The sequence below is a fragment of the Snodgrassella sp. M0351 genome (assembly GCF_016100575.1).
GTDB lineage: Bacteria > Pseudomonadota > Gammaproteobacteria > Burkholderiales > Neisseriaceae > Snodgrassella > Snodgrassella alvi.
The window spans coordinates 554,473-578,936 of the sequence record NZ_JACFSG010000001.1 but is presented as its reverse complement, the minus strand read 5'-3'; the positions used below and the strand labels follow the sequence as shown (position 1 = coordinate 578,936).

18 protein-coding genes and 1 tRNA gene are annotated in these 24,464 nt (G+C 41.9%); 11 read left to right on the top strand and 8 right to left on the bottom strand.

Annotated features, from left to right (window positions below):
* Positions 1–7: 7 nt before the first annotated feature.
* Positions 8–847 carry a pantoate--beta-alanine ligase gene (gene panC, locus H3V01_RS02470; protein WP_198185894.1) on the bottom strand — a complete coding sequence of 280 codons (840 nt, stop codon included), beginning with the start codon at positions 845–847 and terminating at the stop codon, positions 8–10.
* A 243-nt stretch (positions 848–1,090) separates the two neighbouring features.
* Between panC and H3V01_RS02465 the strand changes: the two genes are divergently transcribed.
* The 3 genes from H3V01_RS02465 to H3V01_RS02455 all read left to right on the top strand — a co-directional run bounded on the left by H3V01_RS02465 (position 1,091) and on the right by H3V01_RS02455 (position 4,665).
* A complete protein-coding gene (locus H3V01_RS02465; RefSeq protein WP_198185893.1) occupies positions 1,091–1,888 on the top strand; it encodes a basic amino acid ABC transporter substrate-binding protein in 798 nt (265 codons plus the stop codon).
* 184 nt (positions 1,889–2,072) lie between these two features.
* Positions 2,073–3,074 carry a 2Fe-2S iron-sulfur cluster-binding protein gene (locus tag H3V01_RS02460; protein ID WP_198185892.1) on the top strand — a complete coding sequence of 334 codons (1,002 nt, stop codon included), beginning with the start codon at positions 2,073–2,075 and terminating at the stop codon, positions 3,072–3,074.
* Between the two features lie 7 nt (positions 3,075–3,081).
* Positions 3,082–4,665 (top strand): phosphoethanolamine transferase, encoded by a 1,584-nt coding sequence (locus H3V01_RS02455; protein WP_198185891.1) that lies wholly within the window; start codon positions 3,082–3,084, stop codon positions 4,663–4,665.
* Positions 4,666–4,888: 223 nt separating this feature from the next.
* Here H3V01_RS02455 and clpA read toward each other — a convergent pair whose 3' ends face one another.
* Positions 4,889–7,183: an ATP-dependent Clp protease ATP-binding subunit ClpA gene (gene clpA, locus H3V01_RS02450; RefSeq protein WP_198185890.1), complete on the bottom strand. Its 2,295-nt coding sequence runs from the start codon at positions 7,181–7,183 to the stop codon at positions 4,889–4,891.
* A gap of 142 nt (positions 7,184–7,325) precedes the next feature.
* Positions 7,326–7,631, bottom strand: a complete 306-nt coding sequence (gene clpS / locus H3V01_RS02445) for an ATP-dependent Clp protease adapter ClpS (RefSeq protein WP_198185889.1) — start codon at positions 7,629–7,631, stop codon at positions 7,326–7,328.
* 226 nt (positions 7,632–7,857) lie between these two features.
* On the opposite strand from clpS, the gene H3V01_RS02440 reads away from it, so the two are divergent.
* Positions 7,858–8,061 (top strand): cold-shock protein, encoded by a 204-nt coding sequence (locus H3V01_RS02440; protein ID WP_025330479.1) that lies wholly within the window; start codon positions 7,858–7,860, stop codon positions 8,059–8,061.
* Positions 8,062–8,368: 307 nt separating this feature from the next.
* On the opposite strand, the gene H3V01_RS02435 is transcribed toward H3V01_RS02440, so the two are convergent.
* Positions 8,369–9,589 carry a uracil-xanthine permease family protein gene (locus tag H3V01_RS02435; RefSeq protein WP_078474813.1) on the bottom strand — a complete coding sequence of 407 codons (1,221 nt, stop codon included), beginning with the start codon at positions 9,587–9,589 and terminating at the stop codon, positions 8,369–8,371.
* A gap of 201 nt (positions 9,590–9,790) precedes the next feature.
* Here H3V01_RS02435 and H3V01_RS02430 point away from each other — a divergent pair.
* From H3V01_RS02430 to H3V01_RS02405, 6 genes are all read left to right on the top strand, one after another.
* Positions 9,791–9,866 (top strand) — tRNA-Thr (locus H3V01_RS02430).
* A 445-nt stretch (positions 9,867–10,311) separates the two neighbouring features.
* A complete protein-coding gene (locus tag H3V01_RS02425) occupies positions 10,312–12,045 on the top strand; it encodes an MFS transporter (protein ID WP_198185888.1) in 1,734 nt (577 codons plus the stop codon).
* Positions 12,046–12,062: 17 nt separating this feature from the next.
* On the top strand, positions 12,063–13,322 hold the full coding sequence (locus H3V01_RS02420) for an HlyD family secretion protein (RefSeq protein WP_198185887.1): 1,260 nt from the start codon (positions 12,063–12,065) through the stop codon (positions 13,320–13,322).
* A complete protein-coding gene (locus H3V01_RS02415) occupies positions 13,319–14,713 on the top strand; it encodes an efflux transporter outer membrane subunit (RefSeq protein ID WP_198185886.1) in 1,395 nt (464 codons plus the stop codon). The genes H3V01_RS02420 and H3V01_RS02415 overlap by 4 nt, the downstream gene beginning before the upstream one ends.
* 145 nt (positions 14,714–14,858) lie before the next feature.
* Positions 14,859–15,701, top strand: coding sequence for an RnfABCDGE type electron transport complex subunit B (locus H3V01_RS02410; RefSeq protein WP_198185885.1), 843 nt, complete (start codon positions 14,859–14,861; stop codon positions 15,699–15,701).
* 90 nt (positions 15,702–15,791) lie between these two features.
* Positions 15,792–16,226: an META domain-containing protein gene (locus tag H3V01_RS02405; protein WP_080690442.1), complete on the top strand. Its 435-nt coding sequence runs from the start codon at positions 15,792–15,794 to the stop codon at positions 16,224–16,226.
* 136 nt (positions 16,227–16,362) lie between these two features.
* Here the strand turns inward: H3V01_RS02405 and fumC are convergent, their stop codons facing one another.
* Positions 16,363–17,751, bottom strand: a complete 1,389-nt coding sequence (gene fumC / locus H3V01_RS02400; protein WP_084563420.1) for a class II fumarate hydratase — start codon at positions 17,749–17,751, stop codon at positions 16,363–16,365.
* Between the two features lie 371 nt (positions 17,752–18,122).
* Between fumC and H3V01_RS02395 the strand changes: the two genes are divergently transcribed.
* Positions 18,123–19,892, top strand: coding sequence for a cation:proton antiporter (locus tag H3V01_RS02395; protein ID WP_038648789.1), 1,770 nt, complete (start codon positions 18,123–18,125; stop codon positions 19,890–19,892).
* Positions 19,893–20,091: 199 nt separating this feature from the next.
* On the opposite strand, the gene sbmA is transcribed toward H3V01_RS02395, so the two are convergent.
* From sbmA to recD, 3 genes are all read right to left on the bottom strand, one after another.
* Complete coding sequence (gene sbmA, locus H3V01_RS02390; protein WP_198185884.1) at positions 20,092–21,294, bottom strand: peptide antibiotic transporter SbmA; 1,203 nt, start codon at positions 21,292–21,294, stop codon at positions 20,092–20,094.
* A gap of 482 nt (positions 21,295–21,776) precedes the next feature.
* Positions 21,777–22,505 (bottom strand): 5'-methylthioadenosine/adenosylhomocysteine nucleosidase, encoded by a 729-nt coding sequence (locus tag H3V01_RS02385; protein ID WP_198185883.1) that lies wholly within the window; start codon positions 22,503–22,505, stop codon positions 21,777–21,779.
* Positions 22,506–22,651: 146 nt separating this feature from the next.
* The gene (recD, locus tag H3V01_RS02380; protein ID WP_198185882.1) at positions 22,652–24,433 is read right to left on the bottom strand and encodes an exodeoxyribonuclease V subunit alpha; all 1,782 of its coding nucleotides are present in this window, start codon (positions 24,431–24,433) and stop codon (positions 22,652–22,654) included.
* Positions 24,434–24,464 lie beyond the last annotated feature (31 nt).

The window sequence follows — 24,464 nt, the reverse complement described above, 5'->3', positions numbered from 1 at the left end:
TTTATTATTAATGCGACAAATTGACTTCTATATTATCAATTAAACGGGTAGTTCCCAAAATTGCAGCAGCCAGAATAACCAGATTTTTATCGGATATCTGAGCTTTTGTCAGCGTTTGTGCCTGCCTGATTTCAATATAATCAACCTGCCATCCATTTTGTTGCAAATTCGTTGCGGCACTATTTTCCAAAGCCGAAAAGTTAGTATTTCCCAGCTTAATTGCATCGGCAATATTTTGTAACTGTGCAGACAGCTGTGCTGCCTGTACATGTTCCTGTGCCGAAAGATAACCATTACGGCTGGATAAAGCCAAACCGGTTTGCGCTCGTTCAATTTCTACCGGAATGATTTCTACATTCATATTCAGATCCTGAACCATGCCTTTTATCACAGCCAGTTGCTGATAGTCTTTTTTACCAAAACAGGCAACATCAGGTTGAACAATATTAAACAGTTTAGTTACTATTGTCGCCACCCCGCGAAAATGACCCGGACGGCTGCGCCCGCATAACTCATTCTGGATTGCCGGCGGTTCAACAAAATAACTCTGCACACCATTTGGATAAAGCTCGCTTTCATCGGGTGCGAATACCACATCGGCACCGGCTGCTTCAAGCTTTTCTGCATCCTGCTCTAAAGTACGCGGATATTTATCAAAATCTTCTCCGGCACCAAACTGTATCCTGTTAACAAATATACTTACTACCACTGAATCTGCATAAGCTTTAGCTGTACGTACCAGTGACAAATGACCTTCATGCAGATTACCCATAGTCGGTACCAGGGCTACGCGTTTAGCCTGCCTGCGCCATGAACGCATTTCAGCAATGGTATGTATTATATGCATAAATTATCCTGTAAAACTAAAACACACATAATTTATATACTGTTAATAAATGTCTTGTATATGTGAGAGTGAAATTATAACACTGCAAACCTACATTACAGAGTATCTATAAAGCTTGTGTCATCATTTAAATATGTTACTATCAAACCAGACATGGCAATAAGGATGCGCATTATCAAATGTAAATTTTTGTATAGAACATCTTCTTTAGCCAATTAACCCATCTGAACTCAAGGAGCATTTATGAAAATCAAACACTGGTTCGCCGCTGCAGCCATGTGCTCTGCACTGGTGCTAACGGCCTGTGGCGGAAGTAAAAATAATTCAGAATCTGCATCTGCACCTGCACAGTCTGGTGCCGATAAAACTTATATTGTGGGTACAAATGCCGAATTTGCCCCTTTCGAGTCACGTACCGCTAATGGTTCACTTACCGGTTTTGATATTGACTTGCTTACCGCAATGGCTAAAGCCGGTAATTTCAAAATACAGTTTAAAGACCAGCCCTGGGATGGTCTGTTTGCCAGCTTGAATAACGGCGATTTAGATATAGTAGCTTCCGGGGTAACCATCACTGATGAACGTAAACAAAGTATGACTTTCAGCGATCCGTACTTTGATATTTCTATGATGGTACTGACACCGAAAGCAAAAACCTTCCATTCTCTGGCAGAATTAAATAATATGCAGCGCGTAGCTGTTGCAAGTGGTCAGACCGGTGATCTGGCCGTTCAGAAGATACTTGGTGCCCAAAGTACCAAAATTGCCCGTTTTGACAATGTACCTTTAGCCATTAAAGAGCTGGAAAATGGCGGGGTTGAGGCCATGGTATCAGATGGTGCTGTTATCAGTAATTATGTTAAAGCCAACGGTGCTGATAAATTTACTATTAATAAGGTACCGGAATTTGGTGTAGACCATTATGGATTCGTGGTACGCAAAGGTGATACAGCCACAGTAGAAAAACTGAATGATGCATTGAAAAAAATTCGTGCCAGTGGCGAGTACGACAAAATCTACGCCAAATACTTTTCCAACTAAATCTTTCCCTGCCTTTTCAGGCAGTATTCATGATAAGCCTGTTATTAAGCATAACAGGCTTTTTTCATTAAACAATAATGTAATCTGCACTCCGATCTTTATTATCTTTTTTTACCTCCTGATTTGGCTTTTATCTGGCAAGGTTCTAAAATAATCGTTTTCTTTAAAATAATACAAAACAGATATGAGTTATCGGATAACTGTTTTACCGGCAAGTGAAACTTTTTACGCAAAACAAGGGGAATCACTGCTTAATGCGGCTATTGAAAACGGTATTATGCTGCCGCATGCCTGTAAAAGTGGCTGTTGTGGTGCCTGCAAGGCACAACTGACCGAGGGCAAAACTACTGAAATCAATTCACAGGCGGCCTTGAACAGTAAAGACAGCAATCAGCAGGATATTTTATTATGCTGTCAGAGTGCTGAAAGTGATATAACAGTTTATCTACCCAATTATCAGGGTAAAAATAATCAACCGGTTCAAACGCTGAATGCGCGGATTGATGATATTCGCTATTGTGCCAATGTAGCCATTGTTACCCTGAAACTGCCGCTAAAAAAACAGTTTAACTTTACAGCCGGACAATATGTCGATATTGTTCTGGCTGATAATTTACGCCGCAGTTACTCTATCGCCGGTTTTAATACTGATATTCGTCAGCTGGTTATTCATGTCCGCCGCCATACAGGTGGTGTTTTTTCTGAACAATTATTTGACGGACGGCTTCAGCAAAAAGATATTATTCACATTCACGGACCTTTAGGCAGCTTTCAACTGAGTAAACAGCAAAAACCATTAATTATGCTGGCATCTGGTACTGGTATTGCACCAATTGAAGCTATGCTGAATACTCTGGCTGAACAGCAATACCGGCAGGCCATCCATGTATACTGGGGAGTAGCCGCAGAAGAAAATTTGTACGATGCTGCCTTATTGGACAATCTCTGCGCCAAATTGGTTCAGGCAAAGTGGACTGCGGTACTGTCCCGTCCGGAATCAGCCTGGAAAGGAGCTCGAGGGTATGTACAGGATATCGCTTTAAATGATTATCCAGACATGAGCAACCATGAAGTATATGCATGTGGACATCCGCAAATGATTGCCAGCGCACAATCCTTATTCCTCAAACAGACTGCTCTGGCAGAAACAGCTTTCTTTGCCGATAATTTTACTCCTGCATCCTGAGTTATTTATGAAACTGACACCTCGTAAACATTATCTGCTGATGATTGTGTTATTACTTATTTACAGTCTGGTAATGATTTATGCGCTGGCTTATCCGCCTAATCCTAACCGGATTATTGAAACCTGGCTGCTTATGCTGCTTTTACAGCGTTTCTTCCCGAGTATATGGCACTGGCTGATGTGGTTAAGTGCTATTATTATTCTCTTATACCACCCTACTGCTACTCTGTACGGCCGGCCAAGTTTTGGCATTGTTGCTTCGTTATTAAGCACAACTGCCAGTGAAGCAAGTGAATATATTGGTGCTATTCCATGGCGCACCTACCTTGCTACTGTTTTACTGGCTGCCGTTCCGCTGTTTATTGTGCGTTTTAATCGTAAAGCCGCAGCACCTCGCTGGCGTTTTTACTGGAGTATTCCGCTGGTACTGATTCTGATGGTAATGACAGTACAGACAGCACGTAAGGGCTATACAACCGGTGGTTTTGCGTTGCGCGCACAGCCGGTTGAATTTTTAGCAGATGCCTATCTGCAACCACGAGCCTATTTTGCTGAACTGGCAAAAATGAAACAGGATTTAGCCAAACCTGACAACTGGCAAATCAGCAGCAGCCATCAGATTTATCGTAACTATGTACTGATTATCGGCGAAAGTGTACGTGCAGACTATATGCATCTGTATGGCTTTAAATATGCAGATACACCATTTCTGGATAAACATGCCAATATCGTTATGGATAATATGCTGTCTGCCGGCCCCAACACACCTATTTCATTATTACACGGCCTAACGCTAAGCCATGGCAAACCTTTCAGCATTCAGAATAATATTATTACTCTGGCTAAAAAAGCCGGTATGGATACTGTCTGGTTATCTAATCAGGGGGCTCTCGGACAATACGATACATCAATTTCCACTATTGCTCATCAGGCAAATCAGATGACTTTTCTGAAAACAACCGGATACGATTTTGGTATACGCAGCTTTGATGATCAGCTTATTGCACCACTGCAAAAAGTTTTAAATCAGCCACTGCCCGCGAATCGGTCACGACTGATTGTGCTGCATATCATGGGTTCTCATCCTAATCCGTGCGACCGCCTGCCTCAACCAGCGCATCACTATGTCGATAATAATAATAGTAACTGCTATATTGACACTATCCGGCAGACAGACAATTTACTAAGTCAGATATATAGTGCATTACAGCACAGCGGTCAGTCATTCAGTATGTTGTATTTCAGCGACCACGGTTTAAGTCACGATAAAAACAGTTATGAAAAAAACAGCCTCGTGCGTTCTGAAAGTATTCTTCGTCATAATGATCACTTCTATCAGAACTACCACGTACCATTAGTGATTATCAGCAGCAATCAAACCGGACAATTACGTAACAAAGCACGGCGCAGCGGTTTAGAATTGCTGGATGGAGTTGCACAATGGCTGGGAATCAGCACCCCGCAACTGCCGTATAGTAAACAATTTTTCAGTGAAACGGACAGTACTCAGCTACAGGTTCTGGATCTCAATCAGCGGTTACAACCTGTAGATAAGCTGCAAAACGATCCTCTTCCTGCACAATTGCAGTGATAATTGCATAAAAAAACAATCTCTCTGTTTCTCTTACAAAGCAGAGAGATTAAATTTTTCAAATAATTTCAGATTAAAGCTTTACATTTGATATGAATCAAAACACTTCTGAACAAAAACATTATAATGAATTTACTTTGATTGGTTTCCTCTTGATGTGTGTGTTTAAGTGTGGCTCTTCGCCACACTTTTTTTTATCTTAATTTTGACATTCTTAACATAATTATTCAATTGTTACTGATTCAAATTTGTTCTGACCAGATTTCTGCGAAGCCGCAAAATCCAGTACTACTTCATCTGACTGCGGAAGATAATCTATAAGCACGGCACCGCCCTCACTTAATCTGCCGAACAGTAATTCATCTGCCAGCAATTTACGGATACGTTCCTGTATCAGACGATGCATCGGACGCGCACCCATTGCTACATCAAAACCATTTTTAGCCAGAAAAGCACGCAGAGCCGGTGTAAATTCTGCTACAACCTGTTTAGACAATAACTGCTGTTCCAGAGCCAGCAAGAACTTATCTACCACTTTCGAAATAATTTGTTCATCCAATGCCTTAAATGGCACAATAGCATCAAGACGATTGCGAAATTCAGGAGTAAAAGTATTTTTAATGGCAATCAGACTGTCAGACTGTTCACGCTGACCGGTAAATCCAAGATTCGGTCTGGCAAGCTCGGCAGCACCTGCATTGGTAGTCATAATGACAATTACATTACGAAAATCCGCACTACGTCCATTGTTATCTGTGAGTTTGGCATAATCCATTACCTGTAACAGCACATTAAATACATCAGGATGGGCTTTTTCAATTTCATCCAGCAGCAATACACAATACGGCTGTTTATTCACCGCGTCAGTTAACAATCCGCCCTGCTCGTATCCAACATAGCCCGGCGGTGAACCAATTAAACGCGAAACAGCATGCCGTTCCATATATTCAGACATATCAAAGCGCAGTAATGGTAAATCCAGCAACTGCGCCAGCTGTCTGGCAACCTCAGTTTTACCGACGCCGGTAGGCCCGGCAAACAGAAAGCTGCCAATCGGCTTATCAGCCGGTTTCAAACCTGAACGAGCCATTTTTATTGAAGCAGCCAGTACATCAATAGCCTGATCCTGTCCAAAAACTTTTGCTTTCAGGTTATCGGCCAGAAAACGCAATACCTGCTTATCATCATGAGAAACAGCAGTTTCCGGAATACGTGCAACTTTAGCAACAATAGCCTCAATCTCAGCCCGTCCGATAATTTTACGCTGCCTGGATTTCGGCTGAATTTTCTGTGCAGCAGCTGCCTCATCAATAATATCAATCGCTTTATCAGGCAGAAACCGCTCGTTTATATAGCGTGCGGATAACTCAGCAGCAGCCTGTAATGCTGCACGGGTATAACGTACCTGATGAAAGTGCTCAAATGCCGGACGCAAGCCCTGCAATATCTGTACCGTTTCTGGTACGGAAGGTTCTACTACATCTATTTTCTGAAAACGCCGGCTTAATGCATGATCCTTATCAAAAATAGTACGGTATTCCTGATACGTAGTGGCGCCAATACAGCGCATACTCCCTTTAGCTAACGCGGGCTTAAGCAGATTGGATGCATCCATTGTCCCGCCGGACACACTGCCGGCTCCGATGATGGTATGAATTTCATCAACAAACAACACAGCTTTATCCAGCTCACTTAATTCTTTGATTACTGCTTTCAGGCGTGCTTCGAAATCACCACGATATTTGGTACCGGCCAGCAGTGCGCCCATATCCAGAGAAAAAACTACTGACCCCTTAATAGATTCAGGTACCTTTTCATTCACCAGCAAATAGGCCAGTCCTTCCGCCAGAGCTGTTTTACCCACACCAGCCTCACCTACCAGTAATGGATTGTTTTTGCGCCGGCGACATAATGTCTGAATCAAACGTTGCATTTCTTCATTGCGTCCGATTAACGGATCAATGCGTCCGGCCATTACCTCCATATTAAGATTCACTGTATACAGCTCGAGTGCTTTTGCCTCTGCTTTGGCTGCTTCTGTTTCATTATTCTGTTCAGTATTTTTATCCTGAGAAAAACGATGATTACCCAGTGTCAGATACCTTAGCACATCCAGACGGGTTACTGATTGCGATTCAATAAAATAGACAGCGTGACTGTCTTTTTCCGACATAATCGCAACCAGTACATCAACCGGTGTTACCTCTCCTTTTGCCTGAGCCGCACGTACATGCACGATAGCCTGCTGTAAAACCCGCTGAAAACCCAGTGTAGGCTGTAATTCAGACTGTTCCAGCTCATTATCCGGCAAGACCGGAGTGTTTTCATGTATACTCTGTTGTAATTGTTTGGACAGTAAATGATTGTCTACACCCACAGCCTGTAATACTTCACTGACATCTTCACTTTGCTGCAACAGGCCGAGCAATAAATGTTCCACTCCAATAAATTCAAAGGCACGGCTACGAGCCTCGGCATAAACATATTGCAGAATTTTTTCAAGCTGTGCCGAAATCATATCCGACCTCCTGACAAAGTAACGTTATCAATAGCGACTGCAACCAATTTTATTCACTTGTATAAACATGAAGCATACACGATAAAATTCAAGTGGCACCCGCAGAACCAATTTTTCACCCGTAATTACCCAAACAGGCAATTCAGGCCTCTTCTACCAAACACTGTAAAGGAAACCCGGCTGCTTCCGAGCGTGACAAAACCTGATTACATTTTGTTTCTGCAATATCTTTTTGAAACACACCACATATCCCGCGGCCTGATTCATGCACCATCAGCATAATGGCTATTGCCTGCGTATGTGGTAAATGAAACACATCCATTAAAATCGCAATTACAAAGTCCATTGTCGTGTAATCATCATTCAGCAAAACCACTTTATAGCGCTTGGGCGGCATTATCATGGATTTCTGGCTCTGGCTAACAATTTGTATCTTCGAATTTGACATTGTCTATTAATCTACATGTATCTGTGGGTTTTTAGTAACGGTTTTAATAATTTTATCATTTTTCGGTAAGCTTGCTTGACGTTAGTTCTTAACCTATGTAAAAAGACTACTTAACAAGTCAGACATAGACTGCCAGACAAACTGTTGTACAGTCGTTCACTACTTTGTTGGCCTTTTTGTGTCGTAAACTTGTTCTTTATTTTGTTTTTTATGTATAGGAAGTTTCATGGCAACTGGTATTGTTAAGTGGTTTAACGACGCTAAAGGTTTTGGTTTTATTACCCCAGATGAAGGTGGCGAAGATTTGTTTGCACATTTCTCTGCAATCAACATGAATGGTTTCAAAACCTTGAAAGAAGGTCAACGTGTATCTTTTGACGTGACCACCGGTCCAAAAGGTAAACAAGCGGCTAATATTCAGGCAGCTTAATCTTAGCCGGTTGTCCGGTTAGTCTAAAATAGCGGCAAAAGCCGCTATTTTCTGTTTGAATTTGAAGGAATTGTCTTTTGCAGGATAATGACCTGAATATTAATCTATATCATTAATCACTATTTAACTGGTCGTTAATATTCAGACAATTAATATTCCTGCACGTAATTTGTCCTGAAATTCCTGTAACTGAATGATATATTTCTTACTGAAACCATCTTAAAAGACAGAATTAATATCTAAATATAAAAACCGCAGCAATAAACAAGCTGCGGTTTTTTACAGGATAAATCGTTTAAATAATCTATCAGGACTGAACAGATGATTTAGCCGGTAACAGCAAATTAAGCACAATCGCCAGTAAAGCGCACAAACCCACACCAGCAAATGCCATCGTACCTATTTTCACAACCATACCACCGATACCGACAGTCAGTACGGAACTGACAATCACCAGATTACGCGGTTCCATCAAATCCACTTTGGCATCAATCAGCGTTTTCAAACCCAGTGAAGCAATAGTACCAAACAGCAATAACATAATTCCGCCCATTACCGGCAACGGAATAGAGCTGAGAAATGCATTAAACTTACCAAAGAAAGCCATAAAAATTGCAAAAACGGCTGCCCAGGTCATAATTACCGGATTACTGTTTTTAGTAATCATTACCGCGCCGGTAACCTCACCATAAGTAGTAACCGGAGGACCGCCAATCAGACCGGCTACACATACGCCCAAACCATCACCCAGCAAAGTGCGATGCAAGCCGGGGTCTTTGACATAATCGTGGCCTGTTACCTTACCAATCGCCATGATTCCGCCAATATGCTCAATAGCCGGTGCGATAGCTACGGGCAGCATAAACAGTGCAGCCTGCCAGTTAACCTCAGGCGTAGCAAAATGGGGCACAGCAAACCATGGTGCCGCTGCCATGGCACTGGTATCAACCATACCGGTAAATAAGGCCATAATATAACCGGCAGCCACACCGATCAGAATCGGAATCAGCCGCATCATTTTGCTGCCGAATACTGTAACAATAACCGTTACAGCAAATGTGAAACCAGACAAAAACAAAGAATGAGCGTAATCAACCACCTGCTTATCACCGGATCTGCCCATAGCCATACTGCTTGCTACCACAGCCACCGATAAACCTATCACCATAATCACCGGACCAATGACCACAGGTGGCAGTAAACGATGTACTGAAGCCAGACCGCGCCATTTAATTAATGCGGCAAAAACAAAATACATAAAGCCGGCAGCAAACAGACCAAACATAGTTGAACCCAGTCCCCATTCCTGCATGGCATAAATAATCGGTGCAATAAACGCAAAAGAGGAACCCAGATAAATCGGTACTTTACGTTTAGTACAAAGTTGAAATAATAAAGTACCTATACCTGCACCCATTAATGCCAGTGCCGGATTCAGCCCTGTCAGCAACGGTACCAGAACCATAGCACCAAATGCTACAAACAGAATTTGCGCGCCGGCAAGCGCGAGTTTCAAATGGTGTCCCACCCTGACACTCCCGATAAATAAACAAAACCCAGTATTATAATATAGGACGTTATAAAAAATAGTTATAGTTTGTCGCCGTCAGGCTAAAACTTGAATATTTTAATTAATCGTTAAAACAGCAGTTTAATTGTAAATTTAAAAAATAATCACCAAAAGGGCTTGCACGATTTAATTTTATTGCGCATAATGCGCTCCTCTTTCGCCGGCATAGCTCAGTTGGTAGAGCAGCTGACTTGTAATCAGAAGGTCCCGAGTTCGACTCTTGGTGCCGGCACCAGTTAAAAACAAAAAAGCATAATCTCAGGATTATGCTTTTTTGTTTTTAACGACCATCTACTCTTCTGGATTTTTTATTAACAAAATAAGTTAATACTTATGTGTGATTATCACTTTTGCCTGTCTCTAAAAATCAATCAGTAATTACTGAACTTTCATCCTATTTTGCATTAAACTAATATGCAGTCTTGTCTGTTTTAATTATCGTATATTTATGTAATCGTAACTTATCTCAATCACGTGAGACTTATTTTGACAGACACAATAGTTTTATATTTTTACAATGATAAATAATTTTAAAAATTAACAATTTATATCCGTTATTCTAAAGCAGAGTTATTATCACAGATATTAAAATATTGTTAGCAGAAACCAAAAATTTGTTTTAGAATACTTACACGCTGAACGTTTATCGCCCATCCATCTGAGTTAATCAGGATTACTGGATGGCATTTTTAATTGTAGCGGCTTCAGCATATGTATATTGCAGTAAAAAATCCATGTCTCAAAATACCTATCAGTTAAAACCGCATGAACGCCCCATGATGGCCGGCTCACCGTCATTTCCCGATCATCCGTGGAAAAGGCGTTTATGCTACGGCATCATTGGCACAATCGTTGGCTTAACTGCCGGATTTACCAATGGCATGATGCTGGCCAACATTCCCCAGATTCAGGGCTACTTGGGACTGACACCTGAACAGGGCGGCTGGATACAGGTATCCTATTACATGTTCAGCGCCATTATCAGTGTATTACTTTTTAAAATCCGCCAGAATTTCGGGTTGCCGCGTTATGTAGGCTATATCATTCTTGGGCTGATACTGACTAATTGCCTTCAGTTTTTTTTCCATGATTATTATATGGAATTATTTGCACGTGGTATGAGCGGGTTGGTAGGCGGCAGCTTAAACAGTGTAGCCATGTATTACATGATGCAGGCGATGCCGGCTATTCATCGTGGTAAAGGCATGATATTCGGGCTGGGGCTTACTCAGCTCAGCCAGCCGCTAGCCAGATTTATTTCTCCCCTGCTTTTACAGCACGAACAGTTTCAGCTTGTATTCAGTTTTCAGCTAGGTATGGCATTGCTGGTATGCGGTGCAGTATGGTTGTTACCTATACCATCCGGTTATCTGGAAAAATCTTTCGAAAAAATTGATCTGATAAGCTTCCCTTTGCTAGCTGCCGGAATTGCCTTTATTTCTGCAGGAGCGGTACAAGGCAGAATTGTCTGGTGGGACAAAGACTGGATTGGCTGGCTGTTTGTAGCCGGCGTCGTATGCTGTATGCTTTCCGTGATTATTGAATACAACCGCAAACGCCCGATGCTGGATATCAAATGGATGATGCATACCAATGGCATGCTCCAGATACTGATTTTCGGTTCATTGATACGAGTAGCTTTATCTGAGCAAAACATGGGTGCGGCCGGTCTGATGACAGCTTTAGGCCTGAGTAATGACCAGATGATACATTTTTATGCGGTTGTTTCCTGTGGTGCTGCACTCGGATTACTTACTAGTGTATTAACATTCAATCCTCTTGATATTAAATTACCTTTGGTCATTTCATTTGCCATTATTGCTATGGCCAGTTTTATAGAAGTTGGACAGAATCAGTGGTCACGACCGGTTAACTTCTATATTCCCGAGTTTATGATTGCCTTTGCTTCGCTGTTTTTCTTCGGACCGGTTATGATGGAAGGACTGATACGAGCTCTTTCCAAAGACCCTGTATATATCATGAGTTTCTCGGCAGTATTCGGTTTTTCACAAACTGTCGGCGGGCTAATCGGTTCAGCGTTACTTAATGCTTTCATTACGATCAGAACACGCATTCATCTGATTAACAGCGCAGACAGTGCATACCTGACAGACCCGTTAATCAATCAGGCAATTCAGAAGAATGCTCTGGCCAGCCAGCGTTTTAGTTTTGATAGCAGCTGGAATCATGCCTATGGTGTCAGTAAACTGATTCAACAGGACACCATGCTGGCACAAGTGGCTGCTTACAATGATTTATTTGTTTTGGTGGGAATCGGTTCGTTAATCTGCTTTCTGGTTGTCGGCGCACATCGCTGGTGGCATCAGATACACGGTACCAACCCAATCGGGCGTGAACTGAGAAACTATGCGGCTGCCCGCCAGCGTGCAATGCAAGAACCGCCAAAACAATAAAATAAAGAAGGACAATAATGACTGACACACAACAAAACAATCCGGATCAAAATCAGAAAACAACCGGCAATCAAACCGCACAGTCTGCTCCGGTAGCAAGCAAAACCGCTAATGAACAGACATCAGCACAGCCAAATACGAATCAGGCGGGCACAAATCAGCAAAGCAGCTCATCCGCTTCTGCCGGTAAGGCTAATCCCTCGCCTGCTCAGCCGGCAGCCAGTCAGTGGCAGCCTCCTAAACGTAAATGGTTTGTAACTGCCATTCTGGTACTGGTATTAATGCTTGGTGTCCTGATGATTTTACGTGCATGGAAATTACCGCCATTCCGCAACTCAATGGTATCAACTGATAATGCATATGTACGTGGTCAGACTACCATAATTAGTCCTCAAGTAACTGGTTACGTTACTAAGGTATATGTTCAGGATTTTGACGACGTTAAGGCTGGACAGCCACTCATACAGATTGATGACCGCATCTACAAACAAAAAGTTGCAGCCGCTGAAGCCGGAATTGGTTTACAGGATAGCTCTTTAGCCAATTACGAACAGAATCGCCGCAGTAAAGAAGCAACTCTGGCAGCTCGTGAGGCAGATATTGCCAATGCTCAGGCGCAACTGGAAAAAGCTCAGGCTGATATGGCCCGGGTAAATATTCTGGTTGCTGATGGTTCGCTTTCCTTACGTGAACGCGACCAGACAAGAGCTGCATTAAAACAGGCTCAAACCGGAGTTGCGGAAGCTAAAGCACAATATCGGGTTGCTCAGGAAGATCTGAAAAGCACTCATGTTAACAAGAGCGGCCTGAAAGCAAACGTTGATAATGCACATGCACAGCTTGGACTGGCTCAGATTGATTTATCCAATACCGTTGTCCGGGCGCCTGAAAATGGCCGACTAAGTGAAATCAGTGTCAAAAATGGTCAGCTGGTAAACGCCGGAACACAATTAATGTTTCTGGTACCTGCCCGCAAATGGGTAGTCGCTAACTTTAAAGAGGCACAGACAGCCAATATCCGTGTTGGTCAGCCAGCATGGTTTACAGTGGATGCCCTGAACGGAGCCAGAGTCAAAGGTATCGTAGAAAAAATTTCTCCGGCTGCGGGCAGTGAGTTTTCTGCAATCAAACCAGATACCACTACAGGTAACTTCGTTAAAGTACCACAGCGTATCGCTGTCCGCATACGCATTGATACCAGTAATGATCTTTTTGAACGTCTGCGCCCGGGCATGTCTGTGGTAGTAAGTATAGATACAACCAAAGTGAAAGCATGAAAACACATTTAATCAGACTATTTACCCTGATTGCTCTATCAGTCAGTGCCAGTGGTTGTATTCCCAGAATTCCGAACATTCCGGCAGCTGCGCGGGTCGATGTTCCGGTACAGTGGCATGAACAGTATCATCACTCCGCTCAAAATGCAGATGCACAATGGTGGACTCAGCTTAATGATCCGGTTTTAAACCGGCTTATCAGTGAAGCACTTGCTAATAACATTGATATCGCTCTGGCACAAACACGAATACAGGAAGCACTCGCTCAGGAACATGCTTCGCGCGCATCCTTACTACCCAGCCTGGAAGCCAGCGGCGGTACTTCACGGCAAAAAAGCCTGAATGCTTTTGGTATTGCTACCATTAACCGGGTAGAACAGCCAACATTTCAGGCTGCATACGAACTGGATGTTTTTGGTCAGAACCGTAATGCATGGAAAGCACGTCGTCTGAACCGGCAAGCCAGTGAAATTGCCGAAGAAGCGACCCGTCTAAGTGTCATTACAACTACGGTTAAATCTTATGTCACTTTACGTGCACTTGATGAAAAGCTGAATTTACTGCAAAAAACTCTGGAAGCGCGTCAGCGAGAGCTAAAAATTGCTCAATCTAAAGCTAATGTCGGCTATACATCCAAGCTGGAACTGAATCAGGCACAGGCTGAATATGCAGCTACACTGCAACAGATTCCGATAGTTCAATCCAGTATCAGCCAGCAGGAACATGCTCTGAGTATGCTGACAGGCAGTAGCAGCCGTACCATTGAACGCGGTTTATCCTTATCGGAACTGCATGCACCGGCTATACCTGACATACTGCCTTCTGATCTGATGAAAAATCGTCCAGATATAGTTCAGTCAGCACTATTAATAGCTGCCAGTGATGCCAGTCTGGCTTCGGCTCAGGCACAATTTTTACCTTCCGTGAAAATCAGCGCTACATTCGGCCGTCTGTTTACCACATCACCAATTAAAGAACCAGTTAATTTATGGAGTATAGGCGGCAGTATTCTGGCACCTGTATTCGAAGGCGGACAATTAAAAGCAAATTTTGATCTAAATGTAGCCAAACGTAATGAAGCTGTCTGGAACTATCGTAAAACTGTTCTGACTGCTCTGAAGGAAGTTGAAGACCAATTATCCGGCAGCTATCGCCTGCAGGAACAGGAACAAGCTTTGGAAATGGAAAGAGATGCACTGGCGAATGCCCTGCATCATGCAACAAATCGTTATCGTGCAGGTTATTCTCCTTATCTTGATGTTCTAGACAGCCAGCGCAATTTACTGAGCGTACAAAGTCAGCTGATTCAGAGTAAAGCAGATTATCTGATTTCACAGGTTTCACTTTATCAGGCTCTTGGCGGAGGCTGGACAGCACCTGCAGGTAAATAATTTCAGCAACAACCGCACAGGATTGAATACAAAGCAGAATAAACAGACTATAATATTTAATAAAGTCTGCTTATATGTATAAATTTGCTGTTTTAGCTTTATGTTAGAATAGTTCTTTAAGTATTAAAAACTACGTAGTTTTATCATGTCTATTGCTTCTGAACACATTGACCGGCTTTTACCTCAGACGCAGTGCAGGCAATGTGGATATCAGGGTTGTTTGCCGTATGCTCAGGCATTGAGTCGCGGCGAAGCTGAAATTAACCTCTGTACACCGGGCGGTACTGCTGTCATCAATGATCTGGCTAAACTGTTAAATGTGCAGATTCTACCTCCGGCTGATACACTTAAAGCTGCCTTTCCTAAAGCAATAGCTGTAATTGATGAAACCGAGTGTATCGGTTGTACGGCATGTATTAAAGCCTGTCCGGTAGATGCGATTATGGGCGCAACCAAACAAATGCATACAGTAATCAGCGCTGAATGCAGCGGTTGTGAATTATGTATTGCCCCCTGCCCGGTTGATTGTATCGATATGCAGCCGGTACTTGAACACTGGTTACCACAGGCAAGAACACTGACCGATGAGGAAGAAAGTGACCGTTTTGCCGCTGCTACTCAGGCCAATCTGCGATTTCAGCATCGTACCGAACGTCTGCAACGCTTGCAGCGTTTAAAAGAGAAACAACTGCATGCACGCAAAACTAAAGAACCTGCAACAACCACAACTTCTGCAGCAAAGTCTGCCGGCAAAATTAATCCGGCTGCCCTGATTGCAAAAGCAATGGCTAAAGCACAAACGCAACAGATACACAGAAGAGTGCCTGATAATCAGGACTCTTTTCAGCAGCAACAAATTGCCAAGGCACAGGAGCAGGCTGGTTACCGCCGCGCCATGCGAGATTTACAATATGGGAATGATCAGCAAAAAGCAGAAGCTCTTGAATGGTTACGTTTGTATAAACAACAACGCGAATCCGAACAATAATGCGCAAAATCTGACAAAATTGAATAAAAATGCTAAAATCCTAAAATATGTCAAAATTAATTGGCTATATAAGTAATTGAAATTTAAAAGATGAAGAAACTAACATTCTTTCTGGGCTGTATGGCTGTTTTGCTTATAACTAATGCCTGTGCTTTTGCAGATAAGCCTAATACCAGATTTTTATCCGGTAACTGGGAAATCCGTTCTCTGAATGGTGAACCCACACCAGATACTTCTTCTCGCATTCGTTTTGATCCGAATACACACCAGTATTTTGCTTATTTCGGCTGTAATCATATAAATGGAACCTATCGCGACTATCGTCATACATTGCGATTAAGTCAGCCTTTCGGCATCACTAAACTATGTGCCAATATAGAAGATGAACGGACTGGTACCGGTACACTAGGTTTTGTTAAATCATGGCGTATAATCAATGACACTACTGGTGTTCGTCTGCAATTACTGGACAAACACCGCTATGTAAGGTTAGAAGCGCGTTTAATTAAAAATACAGCAAACTAACTAAAATATACAAAAAATTTATTATCAGATTGTAATCAATTTCAATAGTTTAATCAGACACCTGATAATACTGAATTTAATATCAAAAAAGCCGCATTGAATTAATTTCGATGCGGCTTTTAATCAGATTACACCATTAGTGTGGTGCAATCATATCTTCAGGAATAACCCATTTATCAAACTCTTCTGCTGTCAGAAATCCAAGCTCTATTGCTGCCTGTTTCAAGCTTGTATTCTGTGCATAAGCAGTTTTAGCAATTTTAGCTGCTTTTTCATAACCAATATGACGATTCAGCGCAGTAACCAGCATCAGTGAATGATGTAAATTGGCATCAATTTTCTCTTTTACTGGCTCAATTCCCTGTGCACAACGCAGATTGAAACTATTGCATGCATCAGCCAATAAACGTACTGATTGCAGAATATTAAACACCAGTACCGGCATAAATACGTTCAGTTCAAAATTACCCGAAGCACCCGCTACTGTAATAGTTGTATCATTACCCATTACCTGAGCAGCTACCATAGTCATAGCTTCGCACTGTGTCGGATTCACTTTACCCGGCATAATACTTGAACCCGGTTCATTTGCCGGAATAGTAATTTCCCCGATACCGCAGCGAGGTCCGCTGGCCAGCCAGCGAATATCATTGGCAATCTTGTTCAGGCTAACTGCCAGAGTTTTCAGGCTTCCAGAAGCGAATACCACTGCATCACGTCCTGCAAGTGCTTCAAATTTATTAGGTGCACTAACAAACGGTAAACCGGTTAACTCAGCCAGTTTAGCTGCTGCTTTTTCTGCATACTGCGGATGACTGTTCAAACCAGTGCCTACAGCCGTACCACCCAATGGCAATTCATATAACCAGTGTAATGCCTGCTGCAAACGCTCTAGTCCATGATCCAGCTGGCTGACATAGCCACTGAATTCCTGACCCAGTGTCAGCGGTGTCGCATCCTGCAGGTGTGTACGACCAATTTTAACAATATCTTTAAAGGCTTCTGCTTTAGAAGCCAGTGTGTCACGTAAAGCCTGTACAGCGGGAATCAAATGCTTATTAATCTGAATTGCTGTAGCGACATGAATAGCAGTCGGAAATGAGTCATTGGTAGACTGAGCATGGTTAACATGATCATTCGGATGTACCGGTTTATAACTGCCCCGTGGCTGACCGGCTATTTCATTAGCCACATTAGCCAGAACCTCATTCATGTTCATATTACTCTGCGTACCAGAGCCGGTTTGCCATACTACCAATGGAAACTGGTCTGCCAGTTCACCAGCCAGAACACGTTCAGCAGCCTGTACTATTAAACCGGCACATTCTCCGCTGATACGTTCAAGCTGCTGGTTGGTTAAAGCTGCTGCTTTTTTCACCAAAGCCATTGCCTGTATCATTGCCGGAGGCAAAGTTTCGCCGCCAATATCAAAATTCTGCAGACTGCGCTGCGTCTGCGCACCCCAGTAAACATTTTCAGATACAGCGATTTCACCCATGCTGTCATGTTCAATACGTGTATTCATATCGTCTCCATGATTGTGTGCTTGTATTATTGATGAAAAACAATAATTTGTGCACAAGGCAGGCATTAATTACATTCACAGAAATCCGGAATATACTTAATTCCCATTATAAACATGCATAATTGTGCAGCGATTCAGCCAATTTAGCTACAAATTAATTGTATTTATAAACATAAATTAATATAACCTAAAGATATACATGTTAATTTCCATTAACATGTATTTGCCTGCCAAACAATCAGTCTAAGTTTGATAATCTGTCAATACAAATATCATTTAGTTAATACATAATCGTCACTTCATCGAAAATAATAATAACCAAACAAGTTTGTGGCAGAATAGCAATTCTGAGGACTACACAAATATAAGCAATGGATATCGCTTTTCAGTTATCGATATTACTGGCTCTGGGTATGGGCGCTCAATGGCTGGCATGGTATTTAAAACAACCGTCCGTACTCTTTTTGTTGTTTACCGGAATCATGATTGGTCCGGTTCTGGGCTGGTTTCATCCTGATACTGTGCTGGGAAGTTTACTTTTTCCTTCTATTTCACTTGGTGTTGCCATTATTTTGTTTGAAGGCGCACTGACCCTGCAATTTCATGAAATAAGTCAGCACGGACGTGTTGTGCAGAATCTGGTAACGCTTGGAGCAGTGATAACTATTATCGTATTATCGCTGGCGGCATACTGGCTGTTTAATCTGGATTTTCGGGTAGCTCTGTTATTTGGTGCACTTGTCTGTGTAACTGGCCCTACTGTCATTGCACCCATGCTGCGCAGTGTGCGTCCTCGTTCGAAAATTGCCAATATTCTGCGCTGGGAAGGGATTATTATTGATCCAGTAGGTGCCATTGCAGTTGTACTGGTATACGAATATATCGTTTCTGACGGACATGAAAATTCTCTATTACTTTTTAGCAAAATTGTACTGGTAGCATTTATTTGCGGAGGTCTCGGTGCAGTATTTCTTGCCAATGCCATCAAACGCTACTGGCTGCCTGAATATATGCGCAACGTCGTAACATTTGCTTTTGTTTTAATTTTGTTTTCCGTATCCAATTATCTCGAAAGCCAGTCTGGTCTGTTAACCGTTACAATTTTAGGGCTCGCCCTTGCAAACTGGCCGCAATTTCCCCGCCAAAGTATTCTAGCTTTTAATGAATCTTTAACTTTATTATTTATACCTACGCTGTTCATTATTCTTGCCGCCCGTATGGACGTTACTGCATTACTGGGTTTAGGCTGGCGTGGGCTGGCTTTGCTGTTTATCGCAATGTTTATTGCACGTCCTCTGGCTGTATGGTTCTCTTCTTTTAATTCCGGCCTGAGTATCCAGGAAAAAATAATGATTAGCTGGATAGGTCCGCGCGGTATCGTCGCTGCATCCATTGCTTCATTGTTTGCATTACGCCTGCAAAATCAACATTTATCCGGAACTGAGCTACTGGCACCAATGGTTTTTCTGATTATTATCGGCACTGTCTTGATACAGGGACTTGGTGCCAAAACCGTTGCCGGTATACTAAAAGTCCGTGAACCCGGTAATAACGGTGTACTGATTGTAGGCAGTAATGAAGTAGCCCTGATGCTGGCTACAACACTTAAGCAGCTTAATATTGATGTTTTAGTTGCCGATTATCACTATGTACAAATTGCCCGTGCGCGCATGAAGGGTTTGCGTACATATTTTGGCAACCCTGTTTCAGAAAATGCACAAACTGAGCTTGACCTGATAGGTATTGGCTATCTGTTTGCTGTTAGCCGAGATAAAGAACTGAATACATTATGTGAACTGCAATTTCGGCATGATTTTGGCGAACAGAATATATATCGCATCCGTTTTAATGAAGAACAGGATTTAACTTCGCGTGCACAAAAACAGTATCAATATGTTTCCCGCCAGCTTTTTGGCAAAGATGTGACTTTCAGAAGGTTGGAAAATATGCTTGGTAAGCAGACAAAAATTAAAATTACCAATATTACCGCTACCTATGATTATCACCAGTATTGTCATGATCATCCGCAGGCTATTCCGCTTTTTTTACAGGATAAAAATAACATTTTGTATATCATCAGCTCTGAATTTCAGCCAGCAACAGCTATTGATAAAAAATTGATTGCACTGGATTATCAATAAAAAAACTCTGCAAATATAATCAAGATTTATTTTGCTTAATTACAACTTGTAAATTTAAATTTGTGAAATACCCAATAAGAATCTCATGTAACTTTTGGTTACATTATCACTATTCATCCATTATTGGAGCAAACTGATAAAATTTAATGGGTATCCGGTCAGAGCTGAATACCCATAGAATTTTCTAAACAATCAGATATCAATTTTTGTCATTTAGTATAGATTCAAAAGCCTTCAAACGTTTATGAATTGACAGCAACTCAATAATGGTTTTCCATGAATTAATAAGATACTGAAATGATTCACGAACATTATTAAATACGTTAAGAATTTGATTAATTAAGCCCAGAGTCATGGTACCCGCTGCAATGGATGGAAATAACATAACAAGCCCATATATACCATCCAGCTGTAAATACCATATACTCACCATATTGAAATAGGCATAGTGAAAATACAGTCTGTAGTAATTAACCTTTACCCGTTCGAAAAGCTCTTTCAATGTCGCCGGCTGAGCACGTTCACTATCATCTTCCCCATATACCAGCTCTTTACGATATGCAGCTTCTACTTTTTGAATATTAAACTGAAGTCCGGGTAATTTAATACCGACCGCAACTAATAAAACTGTACCAAACAAGGACCAGCCCAGTGCTGCCCAAACCAGTGAATATTTTACTTCACCAATTAATGGTAATGCCGGCACATGACTGGATAACTGAAATAGTAGAGGTAAAAATGCAATCAATACCATAACCGCCCGCACCAGACTGACACTCAACTCTTCTACAATAGTGGCAAAGCGCATGGTATCTTCCTGAACACGCTGAGAAGCCCCTTCAACAGTACGCAGTTTCGACCAGTTTTCAATATAGTAATAATTCATGGCTGTACGCCAGCGAAATACATAATGACTGACAAAAAAAGTATTTAATACAAATACTGTCACTGCTACCATCGCAATCTGCAAAAATGTTAGTATATTCTGATACAAATCACTGATCGGCCCACCTCCACTACTGAGCATCTTCTGAATCATATCCCAGAAAGGACCATACCAGGCATTAATCGTTACATTTATCTGTACACTAAACCAGATATTAAAAAGAATTAAAGCAGAACCCCATATTGACCAGCGCTGCCACGGGTGTTTTGCTACTACTGACCAGAAAACAGCAAAAATGATTGTAGCCAGCAAAAACCAGAGATAAAACCACAAAAATGCCGGCGACCAGAAACGCGAAAGACCAATAGTCAGAGGTTTGTCCGCATAGCCTTGCGACCAGCCAAACCACTCTCCGGCACTCTCCCCACCGCAATACCAGAGGGCAATATTCAGACCTATCCACAATATGGCAGACGGAAAAAACCAACGTGGCTTTGGAAAAAATGAATGGAACACAATCTCATCCTGATGAAATAAATGCCGGTTAAAAATAAGCTATTATTAGTCTTAATTTTCTATAGCTGCGGGCAGCACAGTAAATACAGTTATTACATAACCAGCTATATTGTAAAGAAGCTATTAAATAGTGGCTTGTCTACAAAGTCAATTAATAATATTTAAATTGTTTATAATCAAATTTTTTCAAACAAAAATTTAATGTAAACACACAGCACCTGTATCAAATTCGATATCTGAGAAACCGGCAAAATTAAATTTTAGCAATGTAATGCTTGTAAGAAAATTTTCTGCATAAACATGCTCAATCACAGATAATCCAAATTATTTATTATTTTCTGCCAAGACTAATAAATGTCAAAAGATTGACAGTACCCAACACTATATTAAGACAATTCAGAGCAAGAAATAAAAAAACAGAGCAGTATCAGAATATTTATTTATCTGAATATCTACTCTGTTTTCAGTATCACTACTTTAATTTACTTGTTTTCAAAGGCAGATTTATTCAATCCTGAAGTAATTAAGTTGATTACCATTTGTGCAGAATTACCGGCAGCCTGTTGCAGAAACTGATCAAAGCTGACAGAAGCATTTGCATCACCATTATCTGAAATAGCACGAATAATCACAAAAGGGATATTAAGCTGATAGCAAGTTTGCGCAATGGCAGCGGCTTCCATTTCAACAGCCACAACATCAGAAAATTTTTCTTTAATCAATCGATTTTGTTCAGCAGTACCGACAAACTGGTCACCACTGACAATTAAACCAGTATAGATTTCTGCACCTGTAAATACGTGTGCGGCTTTTCTGGCTGCATCAGCAAGATACTGGTTAGCGTTAAATCGTGCCGGTAATTGTGGTACCTGCCCCGGCACATAACCAAAAACAGTTACATCAACATCATGATGAGCTATTTCGCAACCTACAACAACGTCGCCAATCTGAATACCGGCTTTCAAACCACCGGCACTACCAGTATTGATAACATAATCAGGTGTAAATCTTTCAATTATTACTGCTGTTGTCAGCGCCGCATTGACTTTACCAATACCACTCAGTGCAAGTATCACTGGTACGCCCTTAATTTCACCACGATGAAAATAAACAGCACCAGCCTGACTATCCTGCCGGTTATCCAGTTGTCCAAGCAGGTAATCCAGCTCAGGCTGCATCGCCGCAATAATGGCAATTAAAGGTTTTTGCATAATTGAAACTTTATTCTGTAACAGAATTAAACAGAATAGCATAATCTTATTTTATTCACCACATGGATGTAATGACACAATAATTTAACGATTCACAGATGAATTATTTGAACAAAACAACCAATGCGGATTCAGATTCCGCCAACTCAGAATAAAGACAATTGCGTCTGTTTCCTCAATAATTGAGCCAGAGCTGTACCTAATCCGCTATGCCGCTGCTGGTTATTTTTTATACCTTGTACTAGCTGTTTGGCCGTACCGCAAAAAGTAAACTGTTTTCTGGCTCTGGTTAATGCGGTATACAAAAGAGAACGGTTAAACAACGAATCATCAGCTGCTGCGCGCAACTGCGGAGCCAGCAACCAGACATCATCATATTCTGATCCCTGACTTTTATGTACCGTAATGGCAAAAGCTGCCTCATGCTGTGGTAAGCGGCTGAGGGAAATTGAACGATAATTTGCCCCTTCAGCAAAATAAGCGAGTAAATGCCCGCTATTATTCTGTTCAGGAAGAATCACGCCGATATCACCATTGAACAGACCCACACCATAATCATTCTGAGTAATCAGAATCGGCATACCAGCAAACCAGCTATCTGTATTCTGATGTAACTGAGTCCGTAAATAGCTTCGGTATTGCTGATTAAATGCTTCAGCATCAGTACGCCATGCAGTCAGCACCATAATATCGGTAAGATGGCTGAATACTTTAGTAATATTATTTTCAGCCACTGCCTGCCACCATAGCTGTTGCTGTGAATATAATTTGCGACACAGTACTTGTATATCAAATTGGTGCAGTTGTAACTGCTCCGGAAAACTGTTTACTGCATTAAGTGCAGACGTCGCGTCGCCGTTGATACAAGCGGAGGCCAGAGCGCCAATACCCTGTGTCGCATCAAACCGGTAACTGTGAGTTAAAGTTGCAACATATTGAGCCATACCGGCATTATCGCTGACAGGAGGCAAAGACTGTTCGGGCAATAAAGCTGTAAGCTGTTTTTTCAGTTCAGTAGACAGTACTGTCGGCTGGGATAATTCAGCCAGCACATTTCCTGCGCCTACAGCAGGCAGCTGATTAGCATCTCCCAGCAAAATGATACGAACATCAGGCTTTAAAGCACGCAACAGTGCACGAAACAGAGACAAATCCAGCATCGAAGATTCATCCACCACCAGTATATCAACCGGTAAAGGATGTTCTGCATCAAATGGTCCTGTTAACAATGGAGGCTGTAACTGTAACAGGCGATGAACTGTCTGACCTGATAAATCCGCCAGCAATTGCCTGCTGTCATCAGATAATGGCAGTTTATCCAATGCACGTTGTAAAGCACTGGCCATATGTGCCGCAGCTTTGCCAGTTGGTGCTACCAGTGCAATTTGCGGCGGGCGCGATAAATGCCAGATATGTTTAAGCAATAAACCCAGTATTTTAGCTACAGTAGTCGTTTTACCTGTTCCGGGACCGCCATTAATCACTACAAAATGTTGAATAAGAGCCAGCGCCGCAGCAAAACGTTGTTGGGAACTGTCGGCATCAGGAAACCAGTCCGCCAGATCAGCGGCTACATCCATATTCAAATGAACAGGCGGAATACTGGCCAATGCCAGCATAGACTCGGCTATATCCTGCTCAAGCTGCCACATTCTTCCTAAAAATAAATGATTGCTTTGCAAAATAAATGGCGTATAAGTACCAGCAGCTCCAACAAGAATTCTGCATTTACGAAGCGCCTCCGAATGCTGTCGGGGAACAATAATATAACTGTCTCCACGATTCAGCGCCCATAACAGCTTATCTGCCCATGGCTGAATAATTTCCCACTCATGCTGGGCAATCACCCGAAGCACATGCTCAATTGCAGCGAGTGCCGGATGTGCAGACTGTTCCTGAGTTTCTGACGGATTGATAGCTTCAGCCATATTTAATTAATCAATACAACCTATACATTCA

Excerpts from the sequence above, each read along its gene's own strand:
- clpS (WP_198185889.1), bottom strand. The coding sequence starts at position 7,631 with ATGTCAAATTCGAAGATACAAATTGTTAGCCAGAGCCAGAAATCCATG.
- panC (WP_198185894.1), bottom strand. The coding sequence starts at position 847 with ATGCATATAATACATACCATTGCTGAAATGCGTTCATGGCGCAGGCAG.
- H3V01_RS02395 (WP_038648789.1), top strand. The coding sequence starts at position 18,123 with ATGGATATCGCTTTTCAGTTATCGATATTACTGGCTCTGGGTATGGGC.
- fumC (WP_084563420.1), bottom strand. The coding sequence starts at position 17,751 with ATGAATACACGTATTGAACATGACAGCATGGGTGAAATCGCTGTATCT.
- H3V01_RS02440 (WP_025330479.1), top strand. The coding sequence starts at position 7,858 with ATGGCAACTGGTATTGTTAAGTGGTTTAACGACGCTAAAGGTTTTGGT.
- H3V01_RS02410 (WP_198185885.1), top strand. The coding sequence starts at position 14,859 with ATGTCTATTGCTTCTGAACACATTGACCGGCTTTTACCTCAGACGCAG.
- H3V01_RS02420 (WP_198185887.1), top strand. The coding sequence starts at position 12,063 with ATGACTGACACACAACAAAACAATCCGGATCAAAATCAGAAAACAACC.
- recD (WP_198185882.1), bottom strand. The coding sequence starts at position 24,433 with ATGGCTGAAGCTATCAATCCGTCAGAAACTCAGGAACAGTCTGCACAT.
- H3V01_RS02465 (WP_198185893.1), top strand. The coding sequence starts at position 1,091 with ATGAAAATCAAACACTGGTTCGCCGCTGCAGCCATGTGCTCTGCACTG.
- H3V01_RS02460 (WP_198185892.1), top strand. The coding sequence starts at position 2,073 with ATGAGTTATCGGATAACTGTTTTACCGGCAAGTGAAACTTTTTACGCA.
- H3V01_RS02405 (WP_080690442.1), top strand. The coding sequence starts at position 15,792 with ATGAAGAAACTAACATTCTTTCTGGGCTGTATGGCTGTTTTGCTTATA.
- H3V01_RS02415 (WP_198185886.1), top strand. The coding sequence starts at position 13,319 with ATGAAAACACATTTAATCAGACTATTTACCCTGATTGCTCTATCAGTC.
- clpA (WP_198185890.1), bottom strand. The coding sequence starts at position 7,183 with ATGATTTCGGCACAGCTTGAAAAAATTCTGCAATATGTTTATGCCGAG.
- H3V01_RS02455 (WP_198185891.1), top strand. The coding sequence starts at position 3,082 with ATGAAACTGACACCTCGTAAACATTATCTGCTGATGATTGTGTTATTA.
- H3V01_RS02425 (WP_198185888.1), top strand. The coding sequence starts at position 10,312 with ATGGCATTTTTAATTGTAGCGGCTTCAGCATATGTATATTGCAGTAAA.
- H3V01_RS02385 (WP_198185883.1), bottom strand. The coding sequence starts at position 22,505 with ATGCAAAAACCTTTAATTGCCATTATTGCGGCGATGCAGCCTGAGCTG.